This is a genomic window from Ruminococcus turbiniformis (assembly GCF_020687545.1).
GTDB lineage: Bacteria > Bacillota > Clostridia > Lachnospirales > Lachnospiraceae > Mediterraneibacter > Mediterraneibacter turbiniformis.
On sequence record NZ_JAJEQX010000004.1, the window covers coordinates 135,005 to 158,125 of the forward strand.

Annotated in this window: 29 protein-coding genes and 1 tRNA gene; 2 read left to right on the forward strand and 28 right to left on the reverse strand. The window is 44.9% G+C overall.

The window, feature by feature from the left end; all coding sequences use genetic code 11:
- Positions 1-28 precede the first annotated feature (28 nt).
- Both LKD70_RS03775 and LKD70_RS18505 read right to left on the reverse strand, forming a co-directional pair.
- Positions 29-673, reverse strand: a complete 645-nt coding sequence (locus LKD70_RS03775; RefSeq protein WP_227706705.1) for a redox-sensing transcriptional repressor Rex — start codon at positions 671-673, stop codon at positions 29-31.
- Between the two features lie 5 nt (positions 674-678).
- Complete coding sequence (locus tag LKD70_RS18505; protein WP_265104737.1) at positions 679-810, reverse strand: hypothetical protein; 132 nt, start codon at positions 808-810, stop codon at positions 679-681.
- Between the two features lie 61 nt (positions 811-871).
- Here LKD70_RS18505 and abc-f point away from each other — a divergent pair, with 61 nt between their 5' ends.
- A complete protein-coding gene (gene abc-f, locus LKD70_RS03780; RefSeq protein WP_227706706.1) occupies positions 872-2,872 on the forward strand; it encodes a ribosomal protection-like ABC-F family protein in 2,001 nt (666 codons plus the stop codon).
- 99 nt (positions 2,873-2,971) lie between these two features.
- Here the strand turns inward: abc-f and LKD70_RS03785 are convergent, their stop codons facing one another.
- The 14 genes from LKD70_RS03785 to LKD70_RS03850 all read right to left on the reverse strand — a co-directional run bounded on the left by LKD70_RS03785 (position 2,972) and on the right by LKD70_RS03850 (position 13,308).
- Positions 2,972-3,835: a DegV family protein gene (locus tag LKD70_RS03785; protein WP_227706707.1), complete on the reverse strand. Its 864-nt coding sequence runs from the start codon at positions 3,833-3,835 to the stop codon at positions 2,972-2,974.
- A 126-nt stretch (positions 3,836-3,961) separates the two neighbouring features.
- Positions 3,962-4,165, reverse strand: a complete 204-nt coding sequence (locus LKD70_RS03790) for a spore germination protein (protein ID WP_456115007.1) — start codon at positions 4,163-4,165, stop codon at positions 3,962-3,964.
- Between the two features lie 221 nt (positions 4,166-4,386).
- Positions 4,387-5,553, reverse strand: a complete 1,167-nt coding sequence (locus tag LKD70_RS03795; RefSeq protein ID WP_227706708.1) for a tyrosine-type recombinase/integrase — start codon at positions 5,551-5,553, stop codon at positions 4,387-4,389.
- A 103-nt stretch (positions 5,554-5,656) separates the two neighbouring features.
- Entirely contained in the window at positions 5,657-5,857 is a 201-nt protein-coding gene (locus LKD70_RS03800; RefSeq protein WP_227706709.1) for an excisionase, read from the reverse strand.
- Positions 5,858-6,472: 615 nt separating this feature from the next.
- Positions 6,473-7,411, reverse strand: a complete 939-nt coding sequence (locus LKD70_RS03805; RefSeq protein ID WP_227706710.1) for a DUF5688 family protein — start codon at positions 7,409-7,411, stop codon at positions 6,473-6,475.
- 200 nt (positions 7,412-7,611) lie between these two features.
- Positions 7,612-9,366 (reverse strand): MBL fold metallo-hydrolase, encoded by a 1,755-nt coding sequence (locus tag LKD70_RS03810; protein ID WP_227706711.1) that lies wholly within the window; start codon positions 9,364-9,366, stop codon positions 7,612-7,614.
- A gap of 240 nt (positions 9,367-9,606) precedes the next feature.
- On the reverse strand, positions 9,607-9,813 hold the full coding sequence (locus LKD70_RS03815) for a hypothetical protein (protein ID WP_227706712.1): 207 nt from the start codon (positions 9,811-9,813) through the stop codon (positions 9,607-9,609).
- 100 nt (positions 9,814-9,913) lie between these two features.
- Positions 9,914-10,129: a hypothetical protein gene (locus LKD70_RS03820; protein WP_227706713.1), complete on the reverse strand. Its 216-nt coding sequence runs from the start codon at positions 10,127-10,129 to the stop codon at positions 9,914-9,916.
- Between the two features lie 122 nt (positions 10,130-10,251).
- Positions 10,252-10,623, reverse strand: coding sequence for a hypothetical protein (locus tag LKD70_RS03825; protein ID WP_227706714.1), 372 nt, complete (start codon positions 10,621-10,623; stop codon positions 10,252-10,254).
- A gap of 69 nt (positions 10,624-10,692) precedes the next feature.
- Positions 10,693-10,764: transfer RNA gene (locus tag LKD70_RS03830), tRNA-Gln, on the reverse strand.
- Positions 10,765-10,889: 125 nt separating this feature from the next.
- Positions 10,890-11,066, reverse strand: coding sequence for a hypothetical protein (locus tag LKD70_RS03835; RefSeq protein WP_227706715.1), 177 nt, complete (start codon positions 11,064-11,066; stop codon positions 10,890-10,892).
- Between the two features lie 262 nt (positions 11,067-11,328).
- Positions 11,329-11,757: a hypothetical protein gene (locus LKD70_RS03840; RefSeq protein ID WP_227706716.1), complete on the reverse strand. Its 429-nt coding sequence runs from the start codon at positions 11,755-11,757 to the stop codon at positions 11,329-11,331.
- The gene (gene iscB, locus LKD70_RS03845) at positions 11,754-12,680 is read right to left on the reverse strand and encodes an RNA-guided endonuclease IscB (protein WP_227706717.1); all 927 of its coding nucleotides are present in this window, start codon (positions 12,678-12,680) and stop codon (positions 11,754-11,756) included. The genes LKD70_RS03840 and iscB overlap by 4 nt, the downstream gene beginning before the upstream one ends.
- Before the next feature lie 268 nt (positions 12,681-12,948).
- The gene (locus LKD70_RS03850; RefSeq protein WP_227706718.1) at positions 12,949-13,308 is read right to left on the reverse strand and encodes a hypothetical protein; all 360 of its coding nucleotides are present in this window, start codon (positions 13,306-13,308) and stop codon (positions 12,949-12,951) included.
- Between the two features lie 161 nt (positions 13,309-13,469).
- On the opposite strand from LKD70_RS03850, the gene LKD70_RS03855 reads away from it, so the two are divergent.
- The gene (locus LKD70_RS03855; RefSeq protein WP_227706719.1) at positions 13,470-14,060 is read left to right on the forward strand and encodes an HD-GYP domain-containing protein; all 591 of its coding nucleotides are present in this window, start codon (positions 13,470-13,472) and stop codon (positions 14,058-14,060) included.
- 106 nt (positions 14,061-14,166) lie between these two features.
- On the opposite strand, the gene LKD70_RS03860 is transcribed toward LKD70_RS03855, so the two are convergent.
- The 12 genes from LKD70_RS03860 to LKD70_RS03915 form a co-directional block, all read right to left on the reverse strand.
- Positions 14,167-14,895, reverse strand: coding sequence for a hypothetical protein (locus LKD70_RS03860; RefSeq protein WP_227706720.1), 729 nt, complete (start codon positions 14,893-14,895; stop codon positions 14,167-14,169).
- Between the two features lie 94 nt (positions 14,896-14,989).
- Positions 14,990-16,186, reverse strand: a complete 1,197-nt coding sequence (locus LKD70_RS03865) for a hypothetical protein (RefSeq protein WP_227706721.1) — start codon at positions 16,184-16,186, stop codon at positions 14,990-14,992.
- 101 nt (positions 16,187-16,287) lie between these two features.
- Positions 16,288-17,493 (reverse strand): RtcB family protein, encoded by a 1,206-nt coding sequence (locus LKD70_RS03870; protein WP_227706722.1) that lies wholly within the window; start codon positions 17,491-17,493, stop codon positions 16,288-16,290.
- Between the two features lie 83 nt (positions 17,494-17,576).
- A complete protein-coding gene (locus LKD70_RS03875) occupies positions 17,577-18,128 on the reverse strand; it encodes a hypothetical protein (RefSeq protein WP_227706723.1) in 552 nt (183 codons plus the stop codon).
- Positions 18,112-18,360 (reverse strand): hypothetical protein, encoded by a 249-nt coding sequence (locus tag LKD70_RS03880; RefSeq protein ID WP_227706724.1) that lies wholly within the window; start codon positions 18,358-18,360, stop codon positions 18,112-18,114. The genes LKD70_RS03875 and LKD70_RS03880 overlap by 17 nt, the downstream gene beginning before the upstream one ends.
- 46 nt (positions 18,361-18,406) lie before the next feature.
- A complete protein-coding gene (locus tag LKD70_RS03885; RefSeq protein ID WP_227706725.1) occupies positions 18,407-18,970 on the reverse strand; it encodes a hypothetical protein in 564 nt (187 codons plus the stop codon).
- 523 nt (positions 18,971-19,493) lie between these two features.
- The gene (locus LKD70_RS03890) at positions 19,494-20,828 is read right to left on the reverse strand and encodes a transposase (RefSeq protein WP_227706726.1); all 1,335 of its coding nucleotides are present in this window, start codon (positions 20,826-20,828) and stop codon (positions 19,494-19,496) included.
- Between the two features lie 8 nt (positions 20,829-20,836).
- The gene (gene tnpA, locus LKD70_RS03895) at positions 20,837-21,268 is read right to left on the reverse strand and encodes an IS200/IS605 family transposase (protein ID WP_227706727.1); all 432 of its coding nucleotides are present in this window, start codon (positions 21,266-21,268) and stop codon (positions 20,837-20,839) included.
- A 119-nt stretch (positions 21,269-21,387) separates the two neighbouring features.
- Positions 21,388-21,726 (reverse strand): hypothetical protein, encoded by a 339-nt coding sequence (locus LKD70_RS03900; RefSeq protein WP_227706728.1) that lies wholly within the window; start codon positions 21,724-21,726, stop codon positions 21,388-21,390.
- A 120-nt stretch (positions 21,727-21,846) separates the two neighbouring features.
- Positions 21,847-22,047, reverse strand: a complete 201-nt coding sequence (locus LKD70_RS03905) for a hypothetical protein (protein WP_227706729.1) — start codon at positions 22,045-22,047, stop codon at positions 21,847-21,849.
- A gap of 133 nt (positions 22,048-22,180) precedes the next feature.
- The gene (locus tag LKD70_RS03910; protein ID WP_227706730.1) at positions 22,181-22,378 is read right to left on the reverse strand and encodes a hypothetical protein; all 198 of its coding nucleotides are present in this window, start codon (positions 22,376-22,378) and stop codon (positions 22,181-22,183) included.
- A gap of 172 nt (positions 22,379-22,550) precedes the next feature.
- A complete protein-coding gene (locus LKD70_RS03915) occupies positions 22,551-22,976 on the reverse strand; it encodes a hypothetical protein (protein WP_227706731.1) in 426 nt (141 codons plus the stop codon).
- Positions 22,977-23,121 lie beyond the last annotated feature (145 nt).

Below are 23,121 nucleotides of genomic sequence, written 5' to 3' on the forward strand. Positions count from 1 at the left end.
CTGTCGGTTTTCTTAACTTTCCGTTCTCTTATTTCTTCTTTGCCTCTTTCCGTCTGCTGATGTTGTAGGACAGCTGCATCAGGCTGTCTGAGAGATGCACGCTCTCCACAATCACGTCTTTGGGCAGATCGAGATCCATATGTGCAAAATTCCAGATCGCCTTGATCCCGTTTGCAACAAGAAGATCTGCCACTTCCACTACCTTTGACTTCGGAATGGTAAGCGCGGCGATCTCAATTTCGTTGTTCTGAAGGAAATCAACCAACTCATCCATCATGCGCACCTGAATCCCACGGATGGACATTCCTTCCAGTCTCGGGTTGACATCAAAAAGGCTCTTCAGTATGAACCCGCTCTTCTCAAAAGAAGCATAATTGGCAAGAGCCTGTCCGAGATTGCCGGCTCCGATAATAATAAAATTATGTGTCTTGTTCAGTCCGAGGATCTTGCCGATCTCTGTATAGAGATACTTCACATTATAGCCGTATCCCTGCTGTCCGAACCCGCCGAAATTGTTGAGATCCTGACGGATCTGTGACGCGGTAACGTTCATCTTCTTGCTGAGATCGTTCGATGAGATTCTCTCCACGCCCGCCTCCAGCAGATCACCGAGATAACGATGATATCTCGGCAGCCTCGAAATTACAGCGCGCGATATTTTTCTATGTTCCATTTTTATCACCTTCCATCGCAGGCAATTTCCCACTCACTTTTATAAACCTCCAGGGATGGAATTGCTTTCTCTGCATTCTTTTCATAATCTACTTTATTATATAAAAGACTTAAACTTCTGTCAATTTTTACTTTCATTTTCACAGGATTCCGATATAATGGTAGTTGAGCGTCAGCACAAAAACGGAGGATAACTACCATGATACTCGCATGTCACAATATTGATAAATCTTTCGGAGAACGCGTGATTGTCCGCAACGGCTCGTTCCACATTGAGGAACGTGAAAAGGCCGCTCTTGTCGGAATCAACGGCGCCGGAAAGTCCACCATACTGAAAATGATCATGAACGAAGAACCTCTGGACGGCGGCGAGATCATCCTCGCCAGAGGGAAAACGATCGGATATCTCGCGCAGCACCAGAATCTTCTGCCGGGCGGTACAATCTATGAGGAGATGCGCACTGCCAAGTCGGACATTATTGAGATGGAGCAGAAAATCCGTTCCATAGAGCAGGAACTCAAATCGCTCTCCGGCGATGCCCTCTCCGACAGGCTCGAGACGTACAACCGGCTTCAGTCAGAATTTGAGGCGAAAAACGGTTACGCCTGTGAGAGCGAAATTGTCGGCGTTCTGAAGGGACTCGGTTTTTCGGAGGACGATTTCTCCAAAAAGACCGACACGCTCTCCGGAGGGCAGAAAACACGCGTTTCTCTCGGCAAGCTGCTCCTGACCAGCCCGGACATTCTTCTTCTGGACGAGCCGACCAACCATCTTGATCTGAATTCCATTGCCTGGCTTGAGACCTATCTTCTCAACTATAAAGGCGCCGTATTTATCGTCTCCCACGACCGGTACTTCTTAAACCGTGTCGTCACGAAGGTTGTGGAGATTGAAAGCGGAGAGATCCGCATGTATATGGGGAACTACCGGGCATACTCCGAGAAGAAGCAGCAGATCCGCGATGCCCGCCTCAAAGAATATTTTAACCAGCAAAGAGAGATCCGGCATCAGCAGGCAGTGATCGAAAAGCTCCGCTCGTTCAACAGGGAGAAGTCCATCCGCCGGGCGGAGAGCCGTGAGAAAATGCTGGAAAAGATGCAGCCCGTGGAGAAGCCGACGGAGGCGGTCACGGAGATGCACTTCACGCTGGAGCCCGCCCTCGTAAGCGGCAATGACGTACTGAAAGTCGAAGACCTCTCCAAGCAGTTCGACGGCCAGGTCCTCTTCCGCGATGTGAATTTCGAGATCCGCCGCGGGGAACATGTGGCCATTATCGGCGACAACGGCACCGGAAAGACGACTCTCCTGAAAATACTGAATCAGGTACAGCAGGCAGATACCGGTTCCTTTACTCTCGGTTCCAAAGTGCAGATCGGCTACTATGACCAGGAGCACCATGTTCTGCACGACGAGAAGACGATCTTTGACGAGATCTCGGACGCATACCCCACGCTGAACAACACGCAGATCCGGAATACGCTGGCCGCGTTCCAGTTCACAGGAGATGACGTTTTCAAAGAGATCCGCTCTTTAAGCGGCGGGGAGAAAGGCCGTGTCTCGCTGGCAAAGCTGATGCTTTCCGAGGCGAACTTTCTCATCCTGGACGAGCCGACAAACCATCTGGACATTGCATCCAAAGAGATTCTCGAGGAGGCGCTCAACAATTACACCGGCACCCTCCTCTACGTCTCCCACGACCGGTATTTTATCAACAGTACCGCGTCCAGGATAATGGAGCTTGTCAACCAGACTTTTGTCAACTATATCGGGAATTACGACTACTATCTCGAAAAGAAGGACGAGCTGACCAGGGTCTATGCCGCCTCTTCCTCATCCGGCCAGACACCCTCCGGACTCAGAGGCGCCGCATCCGGAGAAGCCAGAGGAGCCTCCGTTTCCGGCGGAATCTCTTCCGTAGAAAACGCAGCCGGATCTGCCGGCGGTCCTGCAGGTTCCAAGCTTGACTGGAAAGAGCAGAAAGAACAGCAGGCCCGGGAGCGGAAGCGGAAAAATGATCTGAAAAAGACAGAAGAAGAGATCAGCCGCCTTGAGGATCGGAATGCACAGATCGACATGGAAATGACGAAGGAAGAAGTGTATTCCAACTCCGTCAAATGTCAGGAACTCTCCGAAGAACGTGCCGGGAACGAAGCCCGGCTGGAAGAACTATACGAATTATGGGAAGAGCTGGCCGAATAGACCGAAAACCGGATTTTGGCCCGGCGCCGTCCAAAAAACAAGTCCGCGGATACGCATGATGCATTTCCACGGACTTATTTTTTTATCTGTGATTTTTCACTACCTGTGATCTCCCACACAGAAGACTGCAACGACACCCGGACCGGTGTGGCTTCCGATTACGGTTCCGATGTTGTTGATCATAATATTGTCGATCCCCATCTTCTCCCGCACAAGTTTTGCCACGTACTCGGCGTCCTCCAGGCAGTCGCCGTGGGTAATCATGATAATCTCGTTGTCATAGCCTTTTGCCTGCTCAGCCGCCATGTCCACGATCCTGTTCAGAGACTTCTTTCTGCCTCTCTCCTTGCCGATTACCTGAAGTTTTCCTTCGTTATCCATATGTATGATCGGCTTGATCTGCACAAGTGTTCCGAGCACTGCCGTCGTCTTGGAGACACGGCCGCCCCTGTGAAGGTGGTTTAAGTCATCCACTGTCACATCATGGCAGATATGAAGTTTGTTTTCCTCTGCCCACTGTGCGACTTCCTCGATCGTTTTTCCTTTTTCTTTCTCCTTCAGCGCGTAGTACAGAAGCATCGCCTCGCCAAGACACGCGCAGAGCGTATCCACTACGATTACCTTCGATCCCGGATATTTTTCTTCCAGCATCTGTCCGGCAATACGCATGCTGTTGAGCGTACCGCTTAAACCAGATGAAAATCCGAGATGGAGCACGTCTTTTCCTTCTTTTACAAAAGGCTCCAGCATATCAGCCGCCTCTTCCGGGTTTACCTGAGAAGTGACAGACATCTTTCCTTCTCTTAATTTTGCAAAAAATTCTTTTGCGGACAGTCCTTCCATATCCGTGTATGTCTCACCATCAATCGTATATTTTAAGGGAATTACGGGAACATGTCTCTCTTCCAGCCACTCTTTTGGCACATCCACTGTGCTGTTCACTGTGATCACATAGTCTCTCACGATTCTCTCCTCCTGATAATCTTATTTGCCCGTCTCCGGTGTGCCGGCAGGGAAACGTTTTATCGTTCAGACGGGCAGTGGTCTTATATATAATACCATTATTCCGGGCGAGAATCAAAATAATTTTCAGTTCATCTTCACATTCAGATAGTTCCGGCCCGAAAGCGTCTTGTTAAACGCCAGGAAACAGAGCACGAGAATACACCCCGCCGCAAAACCGTACAGGTTGAAAAGGGAAGTCAGCACAAGGAGCATCAGCCTCATAAATTTCAGTGCATAACCAAGTTCAAAGTTGGGCTGGGTGTAATTAGCCACCGCCACAAATGCCATGTAGAGCATCACTTCCGAGTTGAGTCATTCTTTCTATTCATGCAATTCTTTATATGTCTACAATCATCGGTTTTCCGCCACCTTTTCAATTTGTCACTTTCATATAACTATTTGTAATAGCTCATATCTTTTTATATAATGGTGTAAACTTGGTGTAAATGGTGTAAAAATTAATCTGCATTGGTGTAAATAATTTTTCGAGTTTTGCTGGTTATCAAGCACTATGATATTCCTCGCATAACCCTGAAAAATTCTTCATTTACAAAGTCGCATTCTGTTGAAATATATATATCTGCAGTAGTACGATATGACGCATGTCCCATTATCTTTTGTAGAACATTAGGATTTATATTCATTTCTGCCAACCGAGTGCAGAACGTGTGTCTGCAGATATGGCATGATATCTTAGGTAGTTGATCTTCATGGCATGCATTATATTCTGACACGATGCGATACAGATAATCATTGATTCGCGCCGTTAATATTGGCAGCCCTGTACGCGAATGGACTACAAATCCAGAATATCCATCTACATTTACTCCAAATTTAAAGGCATCAAAATATGTTGTTTCCTTTAAATACAACAATAGCTGGTATACATCGTCTGACATTGGTACTTTTCTGGTTCCGCTTTCTGTTTTAGTGGTATCAATGTGATATTTAGTTCTGCTATTTGCATCTCCTTGTACAAACTGATGATTTACATCAATCACGCGATTCTTCAAATCGATATCTTTCCATGTTAATCCAGTAGCTTCTCCAATCCGAAGGCCCGTGAGAAGCATAAGCTTAACAAGCAGCAAATAATTCTGCCCATATGGTTTCGATTCACATTCTTCCAGAAGCTTTCTTGTTTCTTCTTTCGTCATGGCTTTTCTGGGGTTCTTACCACAATAAGGTTTTATGCATCCCTCCGCATAATTTTTTCGAATCAAATCGTCGTCAAAGGCCAAATTCAGCGAGTTATTTATATATTTGTGAACGCAACGAATTGTACCATGGGAATACCCCTTTTCGTCAAGCTCTTTGTAGAATAATACAATGTCTGACTTAACAATATCTTTGATTTTTTTATTTCCCAGCCATGAATCTTTAACCCAGCGCTTATACTCTAATTCATATTTATATTTTGTACGATCTTTAAGTGTTGTTGATTGTGCTAAATATCTATCAAACAATTGATTTAGAGTGTATTCATTGGTATAAATTCCAAGCTGCAAATCTTTATTGATATCAGTTTCTTTTTTTCTTAGATCAGAGAGTGTTTTTGCATAAACATATTTCCTTTTTCCTGAAGGATCAGTGTACCGATACATATATGTCAAATCTTTCCTTTGGCTTTCTCCAGCCCTTAACACCCGACCTCTATTATCTTTTCTCCTTTCCATTATGCTTGCCCCTTTCTATTGATTATAAGAAAAGAGCCTTGACATGACACTATAAGTATATCACATCAACGCTCCCTTTGAGCTGATTTTCTCCAGTTAATAATTACCATGTGTTTATACTAGCCAGATAATCATCAAATTGCCTCCGCTTAATCAGCCTGTGTGTCCCTTTAAATAAGACAAAACTACAACCAGGCTCATTTGTCTTTTCCCGCAATTCATTGACTCCAATATGGTACATTGCTGAAGCCTCTTCCAATGTTAAATTCATCTTTTCCCATACAGGGATATCTATTTTTCCCAATACGGACGCCTCCTTCTCTTTTAGTTTTTCCAATTTTTCCTAATTAAATACACTCCATCGTTTTTCCTTCATAATATGGTATAATTCCGCATGTTGAGGAAAGCATCTTTTGGCGCGTGTATACCGTCGGATAACAGTGATAAACCCCCCATGATTACCGTTCACGGAGAGATGGAGGTTCCTAACAAAAGAGCGAAACTGTCTCCATGATAATCGGCAGGGCACTCTACCCGACCAACCGGATCAGTCGGAAGGGAATGCCGGGTGTTATGCATCTCCAGGCATGTAGTCCAGTTTATACCTAAATGAGCCTGTCCTTTTGGCCGGAATCCACGTTCCATACAGATAAGGCAGCATCTCTGCTGCCCATCTGTGAATTAAAAAAAGAGGAATTCTATATTTGTACAGCCCTTACGGGCACCTGTCCGATTGGATGTATCTATAATAACAGCTAGATAGATCACCCACATTTTTGCAGATAGGAGTTATTTTAAGAAATTCGGGCGAGAATTCTCGGTTACTTGTATCCGAGTAGTTCACTTGTCTTGTGACTGAACATATCGGGTGTTTATCCGAATGGAAAGGCGGCTTTAAGCCGCCTTTCCATTCAAATGGTTAATCCTTGGCAACACAGAGGGAGCTGTTTTCAATCTTATACACAGAATCAGAAAGCCGGTCCTCAGGTATTACTTCTGTTTTGTTAACCGTCTTTACCATTTCTTCCAGTTCCGATACTTTCATACAATTTTTTGCCTTCACCAGGATCAATTCATGTACGCTGGATGGCAAAATGAAAAAATCCTCTTTCAAAAAGTCTTTCAGCCTTTTTTGGATAGACGGAAGCAGGATGCCTGCCGCACCAAATAATTTGTTTTTGTTTGTGAGCACATACATCATTTCATCCGGATCGCACAGACAATTGCTGCCAAACAAGTTGTCACTGTCTTTAAATGGCTCTTTACAGAAACATGAATCAAGTGCACCTGTCATTGATACTAAAATCGTGTTTTTCTCGGTATTTTCACATGCAATACTAAAAACATCTTCCTCTGTAACATGGAAACGATCCGCCAATTTCCTTGTGATTCCGATGGACTCTGAATAATCACAATCCGTTTTTTCTGCATATGCAATGGCGTATAAGTCTGATACTTTCCAGTGTAAATACTGTTTTGCGTATTCCCTATCAGACGTAAGCCTCAGCACGACGTACTGTTTTAATTCGTCCCAGGAAATCAAATTTTCTATCCCAAATAAACACGGGGATTTACCCGCCTGTTGGTAATTTTTTACCAGTATCTTGGCAAGCATTTCCTGATAAACAGACTCATGGTCAATATCACCAAGTTCCCATTTTTCATCGAGTGAGCCCATAATATCACAGGCTTGTTCCAAGTATATTATTTTCTGGATGCAGCTTTCTTTTTCCCCAATGCTGAAGCCGTGCATAGTTGCATGCTCTTTTTGGACTACCCTTGATTCTACAACATAGTTTCCTCCAAGTTCTTCCCTTACTTTCTCCGCCAGTGTTGTCATAAAAGTTTCTTCAAACATAATGTTTCCTCCTTTTTTCTAAATCAATTAGAATATGGAAAATGTAATAAAAAAAGCTTCTTCGCCTCTGCTGCACATTACCTGTTTCGTTTCCCATCCCTTGCAGCCCATCATGCAAGCTTAGCGCGGCGGATCCGGATCCGAAAAAGGGCATCTCCATATGAAGATGCCTCTTGTAAAGAAAATATAATACTACTTGACTATTGTGGGGGAGCTGACAGTTCCCCATCCCCGTTAAAATAATAGTACTCCCCATCAATTTCCTGCAGACCAATCTGCATTTCTCCGGACTCCCCAAGATAATAAGTTTCACCGTCAATTTCTTGCAACCCAGTCAACATATATCCCGAACTGCTCAGGAAATACCATCCAGAGCCGTCCCAGAGCCAACCAGTCTGCATAATGCCAGCACCATCCATGTAATACCAGCTGCCATTAATTTGCTGCCATCCGGCGGTCATTTTCCCTTCATAATTGTAGTAGTACCAATTATCTCCAGAACGGTACCAGCCAGGTTTACATCTGTCAAGCAGCTCTCCGGTATCCGGGTCGAAATGATAGGCTGTCCCATTAATTGTTTGGTCCCCGGTCAGCATGCGGCCATCATCTCCGAAGTAGTAGGTCTCCCCTCCGATCACCTGCCATCCGGTAATCATGGTAACATCCGGGCCGGCATAAAACCATGCATGATCGATATACGCCCATGCATTATAGGATGCATATGGACTATTGTCGTAAATATAGCCATTTCCGTTATAATAAAATACTTGGGTTGATGTGTAGCAAAGGCCGTCCTGCATGAGAGCATATACCATGTCATCAAGGCAGACAAATACTGGATCTGTATTCTGGAGGTTAGACTGTAATGTACTCATATCCAATACTATTGCCTGTTCCATGTCTGAGTACCAATTTGTTGCATATATTTTTTTATCAAATCCTATCCTGCCGGGGAATATACTATCAAGCTGGTTATATAAATATTTCGCTTCAGAGCCGGTAATTACCGTAATATCCGGGCGTAGGGCAGAAACAAATTCACTGCAGGAGGCCAATTCTGTACCATGGTGCCCAGCTTTTAGGATATCTACATCTCCAACCTGTTCTGCGATCAATGCCTCCCGGTCCGTGGTCATGTCCCCACCCACAAAAGCAGAATGCCCATAAGCTGTGATTAACACACCAAGACTCATATCGTTCGCATCGCTCACCTGCGTCCCATGGAGCCACGGGCCATCATAATTATAAAATTCAAATTCCATGTCTCCCATAGAAAAAATGGTACTTCCCACAATTCCGTCACCAGTATCTGTATACGTCCCTTGTGGGAGACTTGGATCCAAAGCTTCAATAAAGGTAGCTCCTACATCGGCAGCCGCCTGTTTGGCCGTATCGTATATGTAGAGATTATCATATAATGCGCCCGGGCTGCTGATCACCGAGTCCGAATACCGCATCAAATACACCCTCTCCGGCTGGAATTCCCGGATCACCTCATCTGCACTTCCTATGTGGTCACTATGTGCATGTGTTCCTATATAGAAAACAAAATTTTCAGTATTTACACCAACCGAATATAAATACGAGATAACCCTTTCTTCCTGGCCACTGGTTGTTATAGTCCCCGGGCGGCTTGGGTATCCTGGATCTGAGCCATCAGGGTAATCACTATCCTCCCCTGAATCAATCATCCCAAATTTTCCGTTGCTCTCCAGTAGGATCGCATCCATGTACCCCGGAAGTGTCAGAAAGTGGATTTTCGTATCAGACGGGCCGTTTTGCTCATCTTCAGGCAATGGTTCATCATTCTCCTCATCCGCACTGGGTTCCTTATCCGGGACCTCAATTGTAATATCTTTTGCAGTGGCAGGTGCCACGTCTTCCGATGCCTTTTGATCTGTTAGATTCCCATAGCTGCAGGCGCTGCATAAGCATGCGCAAATAAAAATACCCATCAGTACACTCCCTAATTTGATCCTCTTTTTCATAGTAATGCCCGGTATTTGTTTCGCCGGGCGCCTCCTCTCTATATATTCCATTTAATATGGTATATATTCAGGAGAGGACCTTATTTTTGAGGACGCCTTTGCATATCTGGTTTCCGGTGCCTTTTTGGGATGTCCGGCAGGTAGGCCTGACCAGCCTTTAACCATGGCGGAATTGGATTATATTAACATACGAGAAACGAAAGCCAACTACATTTGCTTATGGCTGAACAGCTCCTTTTCGATTTTATGATTGTCAAGGAATAGGTCCGGCTCAAGATACCTGCTAAATACAGCGCCATTCCAGGTGACTTTTTTGCATTTAATCCACCTTTCTGCTTCCCTGTCGATTCCGTTAATAACAGTTTTCCGTCTGTGCAGGTAGTCTTTGCCGACGATAAGGTTTTCTCTTTTCACTTTTTTACCCTCCCAATTTTAAATATTAACATCTAAGAATATGGGATAACTTTGTTGCATAAAAAAAGCGGGCTGTATGCCCGCTCTGCCAGTCTCAATCTTAACCAAAATCGTTTCTGACAATCACACTCTGCCTTATACTTGCAGCAGCTTCTTCTTCTGTTCTGAATAATTGGCTTTCCGGTAGCTGTATTGCCCCGCACACTCCGATCAACTGTACAATGTATGTTGCTCCTCTCCGGCTGATTACTTTTGCTGGCATTGGCTGCTTATTATCTTCCAAAATATAGCACGAATCGCCTCTTACAAATGGCATGCAGCTCCCTCCCTTGCTACACTTCCTTTTTTGCAATATAGTTTTTCTGCATGTCCCTATTGTAGTATTCATATTTTTCAACGTCAAGAAGAACCTGATTTTATCACTATCTTTTATCACTATCAAAATTGAAGAACAAACGGCCCATCCTGTATCCTCGAATCAAAATACACGGCATGTGGATTTCTCCCCCACAAGCTTCCAGCCACTTGGCAATGGAAGGATTTCCGGGCTGCAGCAGCAGTATACCCTTCCATGTACAGCCTAACATACTGCAGCCAGCCTTTTTTAACCAATAGGCAGATTTCATCTTCTTCCTTTCTGTTCAATTCGGCCTTTTGAGACAAATACATAAATCGTGCATTTACTTGATGTGTTTCTTTTTTATTCTCTCCTGATAGCGTATAAAGCAGCTTCCCTTTTTCCAGCCTGTAATCAACAAAAAATTCTAACTCCTGTTTTAAGAACTCCTTTGCTGTTAGTTTCAAAGTCATATTATTCCCCTTTCGTAACCCCTTATCACCCCAATCAACCGCTCCATCTCAGAGCTTTCAAATACATAACTGGGCTGGTGGGATTTGAACCCACGGATCCAGGAGTCAAAGTCCTGTGCCTTACCGCTTGGCGACAGCCCACTATCTGTGTTGATTTTAACAGGTATCCATAATATGGTATTTTTTGCTGGCAGTTCCGCACCCCATCATTTATTCTTCGGTTTACGAAAAAAGACAGCATTAAGCCGTCTTTTTTCTTTACCGTATTAATTCGACGGGGAACCTGCTTTGTCAGTCCTGCCAACGAAAAGAAGGCACGCTTTCCTGTCACATCCCTTTGGCTCTTTATCTGCCTCACAGATTCCTGTCCCCATCCCATACTTTTCTTCGATCCGGTCATTATACATCCACTTTTCACACTGGCTGCAATGATTATCCTTCATCGTCTTTTCCTCCTCTTATCATTAATTTGACCATAATATGGTAATTCTTGACATCAGAGATTTTTAATTATTAATGCAAAGAAAAGGTGGTTCAGTATTGAGGCGTTCAGTGATTTCCTGAAAAACAACAGATGGCTCCCATCAAAGATTTTCCGCATTCTATGATAATCGGCAGGGTACTCCGCCTGACCAACTGGATCAGACGGAGGGGAATGACGTTATTATACATCTCCAGGCATATAGCCCCGCCTACACCACCTTCCTAAATGACTTTATAGCCGCCACAGCAAGAATAAAGCTTTACTGCATCCGTTCTGGGGGCTTTTGCCACCCCATCCAAAGCGACATACTGCCCGTAGTGCTGGCAGCCCTTTACTGTGTATTTGTTTCCCTGGTACAGGACGATATCTCCCGGACGGAGCCTATACCTGGTATAGCGGATGGACCGGCGGCCTTTTGACAGCTTCTCCCCACGGTACTTCCTCAGATTTTCTGTGTCTAGTTCCCGGTTCCTTGCCACACGCCCGGAGCAGAGTTCCGCACCCTTCCGCTTCTTCCCATCCCGGATGTCGATGTAAGAGGCATCATAAAACTTTTCCAGGATCCGGTTGTTCCTGCGTACTTTTTGTAAAGTGCGGGTTTCCGCCCGGCTGGCAGGATGGAGCTTGCCCATGGAGTAGGCGTCATTCACATGGGACTTCCCAGGCCCAGGTACTGCCGTGCCGCCTTTGTCTCCGCGCCATAAGCAGCGCGGATCTCGATGCCCGGCGTGAGCTCTTTCGCCTCACGGAAAATCGTCCAGCGCATCTGGTTCATCACGGCTGCTCCGGCATAACTGGTAAATACTTCAGGGGTGTAGCCATAAAGCGTTCCACCTTCTTTATGGTTTGCCGGCGTGTGGCACTTCGTGCAGCATGTGACCAGTTCGTCGAGTTGGTTTCCATGTCGGCCCTTCCAGTAAAGCGCATGGAGGACCCGGAGGACAGTGCCTTTCTCTACTCCTTTGACGCAGATCCGGCAGGTATACCGGTCCCTGAAAAAGACAGCTTCCCGCAAGGTAGCCAAGTTATATCTCGGACCCTGCTGATAGTCCGTGCCTTCCGGTGCCGCTTCCCCTTTTTCAATAGCCGCCAAGAGCTGTGTATCAAATACCCCGACCTCAAACACCGCCCTGGTGACAGGGCATACATCCACAATTTCCCCGAATGCCTTCACGTTGACGTCTGCCTTATGTTCTACAGATGGAGGAAGCTTCCCTTCCCGGTTCATGCGGTTATCGAATCGCGGTTTTCTGTAGCGTAGGTGGTTTCTTCTCTGATACCGGTATTTCCGCCGGTCATCCCTCCGGGACTTTTCGTCCGCCAGGGGACGGTATTCTTCTGACATGTATTCCCGGGACTCCGATTTCAGGCTGACGCCTACATGGTGGTCCCCGGTATCACAGCAGAACTCAATCGGCTGTGTATATTCTGTCGTTTCATAGTTCAACTTAATTGTAAACGGGCGGTGCCTGTATATGGATGCCCGCCCGTCTTTGAGCATGTGCCGTACCTTCCCGGCACGGACGGTCGGCATCAGGGGCCTCCCATCTTTACTGATTACGAAGATCGTCATTATGTTCCTCCAGACTACCGTTTCCGGCTGTAATGCGCGGGCATCACCCGCGTGGTCCACATCGCCAATGTTATCGCCTGGTTTGTATGCACAGGACACTGTCCCTACCCTCAGGACTGTTTAACTCTGCGCCGCAGAGCGGGGGACGTGTGGAGGATCCCCCGGTGCCTGTATATTCAGGCGTAACGTAGCAGCTTAAGCTGCTGAGGCTAATCAACCGGGCTTACAGGATATCTCCTGCAAGCCCAACCTGACCGTCTCTAACGTGTCAGACGGGGTAATTGACGTCTTCTACGAGGATGGGAGAGATTGTCGTTTCCTCCTTCCTTCCGTGATTTCCGCTGTGGATCATTTTTTTCTTATCTTTTGTCAAATCAGCGGGAATGTTAATTATTGTTATAAGGCGCTGCTCCTTTGAAAAGATATAGCATTTTTCACCATACAGTAACGGAATAGCATTCTTATTATATCTCCATATTCCATCCATCCATTTTCTGAGACGGCCCTTTGTGTTTTCCCTGCATATTCCTTCTGTATAAGCCCTGTCAACAATCCGGGCAGCAGCTTTCTTATGTAAGCCCGCCCTCTGTTTCAACCTCTTTTTTCCGTGTCTTGTAATAGTTGCCATAACAATCATCCTTTCTATAATTTTATACTGAATATGGATTATTTCTTTTTTCTTGTAGTTCTTTACTTCCCGTTCGTCTATTTTGTACCCACGTATAAATTAAAACAGTCTCCTTTTTCCACTTTTTCTATGAAATCATGAATAAAAGGAGGAGTTTTATCATGTCAGAATTATTACTGGATGCTAACACAAAGAAACATTGTATCAGAACTGCAAAGTATGCAGGGGTACTTGCTCTGAAGTTAAAAAGGACGCCATTTGAAGTTTGTAAAATCATTTTTGCTGCGCTGCTGCATGATATCGGGAAATCAAAGATTCCGGAAGAAATATTGAACAAGCCGGGTACACTTACCATGGAAGAAATGAATATCGTCAGGCAGCACCCACAAATTGGTTTTGAGATGCTCAAGGGGAAAGTATCAGATGAAATTGCAGAGATGGTACTCTGCCATCATGAAAACGTAGATGGAACGGGATATTATGGAAAGAAAGCCTCCGAGATTCCGATCGGCGCTAAAATAATACGCATTTGTGATGTATATGATTCCCTTTCTACAGAACGCCCATATAAGGCTCCCTGGGAACAGGACCGGGTGTTCGCGTATCTGGTCAACCATGCTGGTTCATTATTCGACCGGGAGTGCGTTCTTGTATTCTGCAGAACGCAGTCTGGATCCCTTCAGCGACTTCCAAAGGAATCAAAACGGCCCGTTTTTGGGCTGCAGGCTTTACGCAGGTCATCCAGCATTTAATTCCTGGTACCAGGAAAAAGGAAGCAGCGCTTCCTTTTTCCTCTCTTCTTTTTTTGTATGCCGTACCATAGAAAAGGCAGCCAAACGGCCGCCTGTTTCATGGTTATTATGGTGTTGTATCATTCTTCTTATGACTCATAGCAAAGATTTCGATTGGATCACCATCTGGATTTTCCATTCCATACACACGCAGGTTTACACATTCCGTGGTCGGGCTGTATTCCATTATGGCTCCCGGCTCACCAAATCCTTGTGTAACCAGGGAAAGTTCAATGCCTGGATATTCATTATCTAGGATCTGAGAGGCACGGATATTCCCATGTGGTGTCTTTACGATGATTTTCTTCCTGTTTTCACCGCTTTGTACATATGAAATAAAGTCTTTCGGCCTATCCCCTATCATGGTTTCCGAGATCTGGCCTATCCTTTCATACAAGCCTTGGCATTCGTTAAGGTCGATTTCATGCAAGATCAATTCCAGGCATATCTCGTGTTCCGCATACCACTGCATGCAATAGCTCCGGTACTCCTGCACCTGTTCCAGTTTCTGAAACATCAACATCTGGCCGCATATGCAATATCCCAGGTCGATTTGAATAATTTCATCTGAATCCTCAGTTTGCGGATCAATCTTCTCCGCACACATGATGCTGCGGATCTCATCGTCATCGGCCCCGGCTTCAATAAGGCGGTGCAGCGTATCCTCAAGAGCCGCACTAATGTCATCGCTATCGTTTGGAATAATACAGTGATACTTGTTGCATGTATCTGCCGATGTGGCATATTCTGCGATTGTTTCCTCCGTAAAATCAACTAAACTTTCCAACGTCACCATAATAGCTACCTCCTCTTTTCTGTTCAGTAACAATATGGAGAAAGTTTCGAAAAAATAGAGCCGCTGAAAAGCGACTCAATTTTATGGCTTATGATCAATCGTTGTTTACAGAATCAATACTAAGGGGGATTCCCATTAATTCAGCGACATATTGGCCAATGCAGAGGGCATCATGCCATGATTGCTTCGTTGGAGTGCCATCTTCGTACCACTCTGCAAAAATACAGCTTGAACTCAATGCGGTTTCATTATCGTAGTCGTACTCATAGTCGAGATCAACGAACTGCCCCAGACAATTCCATTGACAAGTAACCCTGGCGCTTTCAGTTAATTTTTCTTTGCTGATAAGCTTTGTTATAAGCTCTTCTTCAGTTGCAGTCAATCCAATTTTTTTTGCGACTTTTTCCGGGTCTTCCTTTTTATTGATATGATACATGTCAATAAAAAGCCCCCGGTCATAAGTCCAGCCTCCGGCCTGAATGATCCATAACTGTCCATCATCTAACCGTTTTACGACTAAATGATTAACCCCTTCAAAATCAACAGAGGCAAAGTTGACCGCCTTAGAATAGTCAATTGTCGCATTACAGTTAATGGGATTGATAAACACCTCTTCCTTGTTCCCGACCAACGTAACCGGCACTGGATAATATCCGGAATGAAACTCTTTAAAATTATTGATGAGAAGAGATTCCGCATCAGATAATCCAAACCATTTTATCCACTTGTCAGCCCTTTTGCGAATCATCTCAAGTTGAATTGGACCCAGGCCATTTCCTCTCTTTCGGTATTCAGCTTCCACAAGCCGGTAGAAATCATTTCTCTTTTTTCTTTTAAAGTAACGGGACAGATTCTCCTGTAAAAGCTTTTTCCGTTCTGGGAGCATCCCAAACTGCCCCTGAAAGTCTTCTGACTTTACATATTCAGTTGCAACTTTCAGATTTTCCTCGGTTGACTTGATGTTCAGGTCAGTTAAGGCAGATTTTATATCGTCTTCCGTCCAATTTTCAGAATACCAATACTCAGGCTTATCCTTGGTGGCGCTGCTGTTAAAAGCCGTGGCTTCATTATCTTTCCATGATCCCACATACTCCTCAACCTTACGGTACCGGACCTGCAGGGTGGCCAGGTCATAATCAGTATTTGCATACTGGTTACTTTTCATTGCTGTCTCCTTTGTTCTTTCCCTGCAAAGCAGCTCAGAAAACTGCGTAACAAAAACCAACTCTTTTTTTCCGGTCTTTCGGTCTGTTACAAATCCTCCAAATTCGATTGCATAACCATTTTCCATTTTTTGTTCCTCCTTTTTTGAATTCACATTTAATATGTAAAAAAGAAGAAAAGAAAAGACTGACTCAGATAGTATGCCAGCCTTTGGTAAGATGCTTCTTCTCATGCACCTCCTGCTTTGAAATTGTAAATTGGTCGTATAATCTTCTTTACCTCTACAGTTCCCCCGATATTATTTATTATGGATTCGATGGGCTTATATGCCATTGGGCACTCATCCAATGTGTCCCGCCCAACGGAAGTTGTATAGATGCCTTCCATCTCCTCCTCAAACGCTGAAACTGTAAAGGAAGACTTGGCTTCCGAACGGCTCATCAGACGTCCGGCCCCATGTGGTGCGGAACAATTCCATTCCTGGTTGCCCTTCCCGATACAGATCAAGCTGCCGTCTCTCATGTTAATGGGGATGATCAACCTCTCGCCCTTCTGTGCTGAGACTGCGCCTTTTCGGAGAATCAAATGTTGCAGATCAATGTAGTTATGGATCGTGGTAAACTCATCCACAACATGAAGTCCCATCTGCTTCTCAATCGTATCTACTATTGCCTGGCGATTTAATACAGCATATTGTTGGGCGATTCTCATATCATGAATGTAGTCATCAAACATACTTCCCTCCACATATGCTAATTGTTTTGGGATATTAGTCTGCTTTGTATTTTTTAGTTTCTTAATTTCTGCCTCAATTTGCCTCCGCTTCCCTTCAGTCTTTAACCGCTTTATAAGAGCATCCACCTCAGCCTTGGAGCAGTTGTTCAGACGTTCATAGGCAAGCTGCTGGTAAAAGGATGCAATTTCTACACCCAGGTGACGGCTCCCAGAATGAACGACAAGATACAGATGTCCTTCAACGTCACGGTCAATCTCAATAAAATGATTGCCCCCTCCCAGGGTGCCAATTGATTTTTCTGCCCTGTCCAGATTGATATGGTTCATGCAACGAAGGTTATGGAGTTCGCTGTCATGTACAAACGGATGTGTTTTTTCCCGGATGGAAAAACCCGCTGGAACATACTGATGGATTGTTTCGTCTAACTGCTTAAGATCGATGGCTGATTCTTCCAAAATGGCAACTGCCATTCCACAGCCGATGTCTACTCCTACAAGGTTTGGTACGACCTTATCTCCAATCGTCATAGTTGTCCCGATTGTGCAGCCGGCACCTGCATGGATATCCGGCATGAGCCGTATTTTCTGTCCTTTTACGAACTCCTGATTACAAAGTTCCAAAACCTGACTTATACTGGACTGATCAGCCAGTTCTGTATATACAATAGCTGTGGCATACTTACCTTTTACCTCAAACATTTCGTTTCACCTCTTTTGCCTCTATCTGTCTCAATAAATATATCATATAATTCCTGCATTTCTTTCATAAACCCGCCCCTTATTCACTTACCTGCTTTGTCCGCCATAGCAAACGCTTCTTTCTCCCCATAGGTTATGATACCATTATAAACGCGATAATCCCAACCTATTTCGTCAACAATTTGTTGTGCTTTCTCGTATGCATTCATCATGTCATCGACAGAGGCATACCCCAGTGTCTTTGCATGGTAGGCAATCTTATCCAGTCTGTACGGAATTCCGGTCTTTCTCCGGTCGATCACTTCAGATAGCTTCATTTCGTAGCAAGCGCCTTCTTTTTCTAATCCCTCGAACGAAAAGAGTGTTTCAGATAAATATCCACCATCTATATGTCTATGGTATAGTTTGGTTTCCACCAAAGTGGTGCCATCTGACATTCGAAATGTTATATGTTCATCATCTGGATAGTCGCAGGTAATTGGCAGCTGCTTTTTTTTCAGGAACTCGTCCACCGCACGTTCTACACCATCCCAGTAGTCATTTATGATCCGATAGGTCAAATTTTGCCTTTGTAAATGTTTTTCCAAGTCGCCCACTAATTCGGAAATTCGCATATCCTTATATGATATCATCATTTTCTACCTCTTTCGCCTTTTCTTTCAATGCAATTTTCGCTTTTTCAGGATCATAAAACAGCGTTTCCCCTATACAATCTGGTTCAAAATCCATCCCATCAATCAGAAGATATGGCCGGCCGTTCTCATCAAACTCAATTTGGATCTTCTCAACGGTGAAGTCAACAATATCGCTCAGGTCATCATAAAAAGTCCAGACTGTATCTCCAACCTTACATGGCAAAATCACCATGCGTCTATCTTCTTCTGCTGTTTCGTATTGTCATACCTCCCTATTCTTATTCAGGATCCATATTAGATTTGCATCGCTCAGCTTCCAACTTTGCGAACTTTTCTTTTTCCTTTTCAGGAATAAATTCATAGCTTATTTTGTCAAAATGGATGGCATCCGCGAGTTTCTTTGCTTTATCATAAGCTTCCATCATCTCCTCAATTGAGGAGTAGCCCAGTTTGTCAGCATTGTATGCAATTTCTTCCAGTTTATAGGAAATTCCATAGACCCTCCGCCCGATCGTTTCGGATATGGACATATCAAAACAGGGGCCGACCTTGACCAATGATTTAAAGGTATATTTCCGGTCAGCGATCGGTTTCTTTTTTGTGAAACTATACCTTACATCGATATCTATTACGATTTCATGATTCTCCAGCCGCAGTTCGAGATCGCTTCCTCCATTTCCATAAGTGCAATGAAGAGGAATACCATTCTCTGCGAGAAAGGTATTGGCAGCATTCTTTAGACTGTCCCAAAATTCGTTCCGCTCCAGTTCAATTAATTTCTGCCCTTTCAAATAGTTTTCCATCTTTTTTACCATCGTAGAGATCTTTATTTCTTTTTTCATTGGTCCATCCTCCGTTTGATGTTTCTATATGTAATATACACTTTTTGGAAGTATGGACATTTTTGCAGACAAAAATTCCCTTCCGCCTGTCAAAGGCAGAAGGGAATTATAATGAGATGTCAAGATGTCAGAGTCCAGTAACGAAATTGGGATCACGGTGCTTCTCGCGCCATATGGTTGCGCTTACAATGCTTCTGAGCTGATCCCGGAGCTCACGCTCCTTTTTGACATCTCGACAATCTGAAGGGATAGGACATATCCACTTTCATATATTTCTAAGTGGTTATTCACAAAATCATGGAAAGCATCTTCGTTGTTTTCCAGGTTATTGTCTGCCAAAAACGATTCGTAGTCTGTTATTACATCGGGCGGGAGGTAGGCCATTACGCCCTGCCCCTTCCAACTGGTGAAGCCTCACACGACTAAAGTCGCGTGCTTCCTAATGCCGCCTGCCGGCGGTTCCCCTTTAGGGGGATCGGACAGCCTTTCCACCATACGGCATACACTCAGCGAACAGTCGGCACTAAGCCGCCAGTGCCGCATGTATGCTAATTAACGTGGATAAGGTGCAGGTACTTCTCTTAGCGCATGAAGGAACTTTTGCCTCCATGTCCAACCTTGCCGTTTCCGGTAAGGATTTTAAGATTTCACGGATGAAATATCTCGCCCCAATGTTATAAGCAGCATTCAGGTCGCAGTGATAGACCTTGCCGCTCTGGAATTCGCAGACACTATAGGATCCATTGGTTTTTGCGGACTCCGTGCCCCTGAGCACACGGCCAGTGCCATCGAAGGCAAGACGGCTGGTGTCCCAGGCATTGATGCGGCTGATACGCATCCCCAGACGGTGCGCTTTGTCTGTAACAACTGACTGGGTGTGCCGTGCTTTCCACAGGTGCAGGCGCTGTTTCTTAGAACCCCGCTTCCTTCCTTTCAGGCCCAGATGTTCAAATACAATTACATCTACGTTATAAAGCACAGCTATGTCTATGATAAACTGTGCTGTTTTTACAGCAATAGCATCATTAATGCCTTTTGCCCTTGCCCACAGACGCGGTATCTTCCGCGCGCCGTGCTGCTGCGCTTTTTTGATACGCCCGATTGCATGTGAGAGGCAGTCGTTTTCTCCCGGGAGAAAAAAGAAGTGTTTCCCGAGGACCGTGCCGTCTGCACACATGGCAGAACATACGCAAGCGCTGTTGATGCCAAGGTCTACTGCAAGGATTTTCTGCTCTTTGAAAGGTATGGAAGTTAGCGTAGCCTGTTCTTCAAAAGAAAATGTCAGAAACCATTCCTTCCCTTTACGCATAAGGACAGGGACACATTCTTCCCGTTCCTGACAGTGATGCAGGATATAATCTACATCGGATTTGCGGAAAGTAATATCGATCCAGTCCCAGGTATTGTGGATAAACACCTTGATCCTGGCCTCATAAGCGGAAGATTCCTGATACATATTGCCTTTGTACATGCAGGGGAATACGAACCCGGCTTTTGGCAGACCAGGCTTCTTCCCGGAAGGATCCTCCTCCCAGTTCTTCAGGTTTGACAGGTAAGAAGATACCTTCCCGACTGCTTCGTTGATCGCTGCACGCCGCAGGTAGGAAGGGAACTTGTAAAACCCAGGATCCGCCTGGGAAAAGTCATATTGAACGACGGGGCGTTTCTTCGTTGCATGGGTAAGGCGCTCTACGCAGGTCATTTTGTCTTTTGCGGAACTGCAGAGCGAAACCTGGCCCCACTCCTTTAAACAGACGGATATGAAAAAGTCTACTGCCAAACGGTAGAACATGAGCGTGTCCTTAAAGATATGGCTATAATGTTTTATCTTTTTCCGGTAAGAGGTAAAAATCTTCATATGCCTTGTCACTTTCCTGTTTTCTGAGTTTCTATATATGTGCGGACCTGATCATAACTCCTGTCACTGACTGTTGCAACGAAATACGACGGGTTCCAGAGATGTCCGCCCCAGAGGAAGGACTTGATCTCCGGATGATCCAGGAATAGCCAACGGGCAGTATTGCCCTTGAGGATCTTGACCGCATCAGATAACCGGAGCTGCGGCTTGCAGTCTACAGGCAGATGGATGTGATCCGGCATGACTTCCAGTGCTGCCGGTTTCATGTCCAAGCGGTCCAGTGTCTGATTCAGGTACCGTATGACATCGTTCCGGATCTCCCCGGTAAGTACAGGTTTCCTGTACTTGGTCACCCAGACGATATGGTACTGGAGGGAATAGACATATCCACGACCATATGTAAGTTTTGATGTTGACGAATATAGCTTATCTGATTCCATGTTTATAGTGTACCATATGCAGGATGATAGGACAAGAAAAGCCCGCCTTACTCACGACTAAAGTCACGAGTCTGCGGCGGGTAACAGATCAACGCCATACCCGTACATAAATTACCCTCCTAATATTTTCCCCGCTCATCAACCACATCTTTTAATCCCTGCTTACGGATCATAGTTTTCCGCTTGAGTCGTTCCCCGTATTTCTTCAGGATGATCTTTTCGGCGTCCTCTGCAGTGTCGGCATGGATGATATCGGTAACAGCGGGTGCATATCTGCCGGCGGCCTCAAACAGGAACATGTTTTTACCTTCTCCGTATTCATGTACAGTATGCATAGGGTCAGTTATTGAAAGATCAAGCCACATCCATGCGCCCCTCTGTACACTGGACTCGTTGGTATCGTTATTGTCTACAAGATACACCTTGCTGTCATAATCGTTTCGGAATTCAATAAACATAAAAAATCTCCTCTCCTTTATTATTTCTAACAATATGGTAACAAATATGTACTTCATGTGTTTTTTGCAGAAATAATAGAACAGAGCCCATTGCCGGGCTCTGCCAACTTATTAGATGTACTATTTTTCTGTGCAATGATATAAATCTGCCGTTTCAACATATTTTCTGGCAGCTTCTTCTCCTTCATGCCGCAGAACCCAATATATGCTATACCATATTGCATCCAACTGCTGATGGGTAAGTTCCTTTTCCGGATTTTCCTCTCTAAATCGCTTAATTGCTTTACTGTATAGTTGATCCGCGATATCTCTCTTCAACATATCAATCTCCTCACCAAATTTTTAAATCTTCCTTAGCCAATTAATATTATACCAACCGCTGCCGACCGCAGAAATTTTGCAGATACGAAAACAGAGCCCATTACTGGACTCTGCTCTTTAATCATCGAATTCGTCACTTTTCTAATATGAACACAAGTCCGTCCTTATAAGTAATCTCGAACCCATATTCCCTCTTCAGCCATTCGGTAAATCCGTCCTCAAAATACGTCTTTTGGATGCACGGCTTAATGGCTTCCAACGGCTCAATAAAGCAGCCCTCTATACCAAAAGTGGATTCTGAAATCACAACCGGATCATCCATGAAAGCCATTGATGGCACCGCCCATAATAAGCATCTATTGATGTTGGGATTTGAGCTCTCTCGTCGTTGAACAACAATAGCGGTTTTGCTGCAGGTGCTATTCATAAAAGCGCTGTAGACTTTTTTGCATTTTCTTGGCGCTCTCTTCTGCTCGTCTTTCTTATGTGCTTTACCTCTGGAATCAAAATTCAATGTTTTCGGGCGCATAATACGGAAACTCTTTAACGTTCAGCTCCAAGGCAGTATCTTTGATATCTTTCGCGGTAATCCGTCCAGATTTGCCTCCTGAAATTTGAAGAATCAGTTTTGCATATTCCTCGTCTGGGTCTTCTTCTCTGTACGCCACAGCTATCAGCTTTTTAGCTTCGGCAACTGTAAGAGTCACCGTGTCCTTCCGGTATATCGTTATGCTGCACATTTTATACTCATCGATAAGCTCATCGAGGTGGATCTGTATATATCCCCGCGCAACGGCCTTCAAGAACTCTTTTGCTCTTTCCCCGAAAAAGCAGACATCCGGAATTTCTACATCCCAGTTATCCAACTGGTACAGGATATCCCCGAGTTCAGGGACAGCTGAATATTCTGCGGTGGCGGAGCCACCCAATCTCCTGGAATAGAGCCGTGGAATCCGTTATCGAGAGCCACTCGTCCGATGGTGGGAGCCATGACCCGTGTCGTGGCTCCCAGTAGGATGATTTAGTTTTTGATCATCCTTTTCCTTTGCCGCATTGAAACATCCCCGTCAATCC

Coding starts and splice junctions, on each gene's coding strand:
- LKD70_RS03775 (WP_227706705.1), bottom strand. CDS start 673: ATGGAACATAGAAAAATATCGCGCGCTGTAATTTCGAGGCTGCCGAGA.
- LKD70_RS18505 (WP_265104737.1), bottom strand. CDS start 810: ATGAAAGTAAAAATTGACAGAAGTTTAAGTCTTTTATATAATAAAGTA.
- abc-f (WP_227706706.1), top strand. CDS start 872: ATGATACTCGCATGTCACAATATTGATAAATCTTTCGGAGAACGCGTG.
- LKD70_RS03790 (WP_456115007.1), bottom strand. CDS start 4,165: ATGGCATTTGTGGCGGTGGCTAATTACACCCAGCCCAACTTTGAACTT.
- LKD70_RS03795 (WP_227706708.1), bottom strand. CDS start 5,553: ATGGAAAGGAGAAAAGATAATAGAGGTCGGGTGTTAAGGGCTGGAGAA.
- LKD70_RS03805 (WP_227706710.1), bottom strand. CDS start 7,411: ATGTTTGAAGAAACTTTTATGACAACACTGGCGGAGAAAGTAAGGGAA.
- LKD70_RS03810 (WP_227706711.1), bottom strand. CDS start 9,366: ATGGGTATTTTTATTTGCGCATGCTTATGCAGCGCCTGCAGCTATGGG.
- LKD70_RS03820 (WP_227706713.1), bottom strand. CDS start 10,129: ATGCCATTTGTAAGAGGCGATTCGTGCTATATTTTGGAAGATAATAAG.
- LKD70_RS03825 (WP_227706714.1), bottom strand. CDS start 10,623: ATGACTTTGAAACTAACAGCAAAGGAGTTCTTAAAACAGGAGTTAGAA.
- LKD70_RS03835 (WP_227706715.1), bottom strand. CDS start 11,066: ATGAAGGATAATCATTGCAGCCAGTGTGAAAAGTGGATGTATAATGAC.
- iscB (WP_227706717.1), bottom strand. CDS start 12,680: ATGACGATCTTCGTAATCAGTAAAGATGGGAGGCCCCTGATGCCGACC.
- LKD70_RS03850 (WP_227706718.1), bottom strand. CDS start 13,308: ATGGCAACTATTACAAGACACGGAAAAAAGAGGTTGAAACAGAGGGCG.
- LKD70_RS03855 (WP_227706719.1), top strand. CDS start 13,470: ATGTCAGAATTATTACTGGATGCTAACACAAAGAAACATTGTATCAGA.
- LKD70_RS03860 (WP_227706720.1), bottom strand. CDS start 14,895: ATGGTGACGTTGGAAAGTTTAGTTGATTTTACGGAGGAAACAATCGCA.
- LKD70_RS03865 (WP_227706721.1), bottom strand. CDS start 16,186: ATGGAAAATGGTTATGCAATCGAATTTGGAGGATTTGTAACAGACCGA.
- LKD70_RS03870 (WP_227706722.1), bottom strand. CDS start 17,493: ATGTTTGAGGTAAAAGGTAAGTATGCCACAGCTATTGTATATACAGAA.
- LKD70_RS03875 (WP_227706723.1), bottom strand. CDS start 18,128: ATGATGATATCATATAAGGATATGCGAATTTCCGAATTAGTGGGCGAC.
- LKD70_RS03880 (WP_227706724.1), bottom strand. CDS start 18,360: ATGGTGATTTTGCCATGTAAGGTTGGAGATACAGTCTGGACTTTTTAT.
- LKD70_RS03885 (WP_227706725.1), bottom strand. CDS start 18,970: ATGAAAAAAGAAATAAAGATCTCTACGATGGTAAAAAAGATGGAAAAC.
- LKD70_RS03890 (WP_227706726.1), bottom strand. CDS start 20,828: ATGAAGATTTTTACCTCTTACCGGAAAAAGATAAAACATTATAGCCAT.
- tnpA (WP_227706727.1), bottom strand. CDS start 21,268: ATGGAATCAGATAAGCTATATTCGTCAACATCAAAACTTACATATGGT.
- LKD70_RS03900 (WP_227706728.1), bottom strand. CDS start 21,726: ATGTTTATTGAATTCCGAAACGATTATGACAGCAAGGTGTATCTTGTA.
- LKD70_RS03905 (WP_227706729.1), bottom strand. CDS start 22,047: ATGTTGAAGAGAGATATCGCGGATCAACTATACAGTAAAGCAATTAAG.
- LKD70_RS03910 (WP_227706730.1), bottom strand. CDS start 22,378: ATGGCTTTCATGGATGATCCGGTTGTGATTTCAGAATCCACTTTTGGT.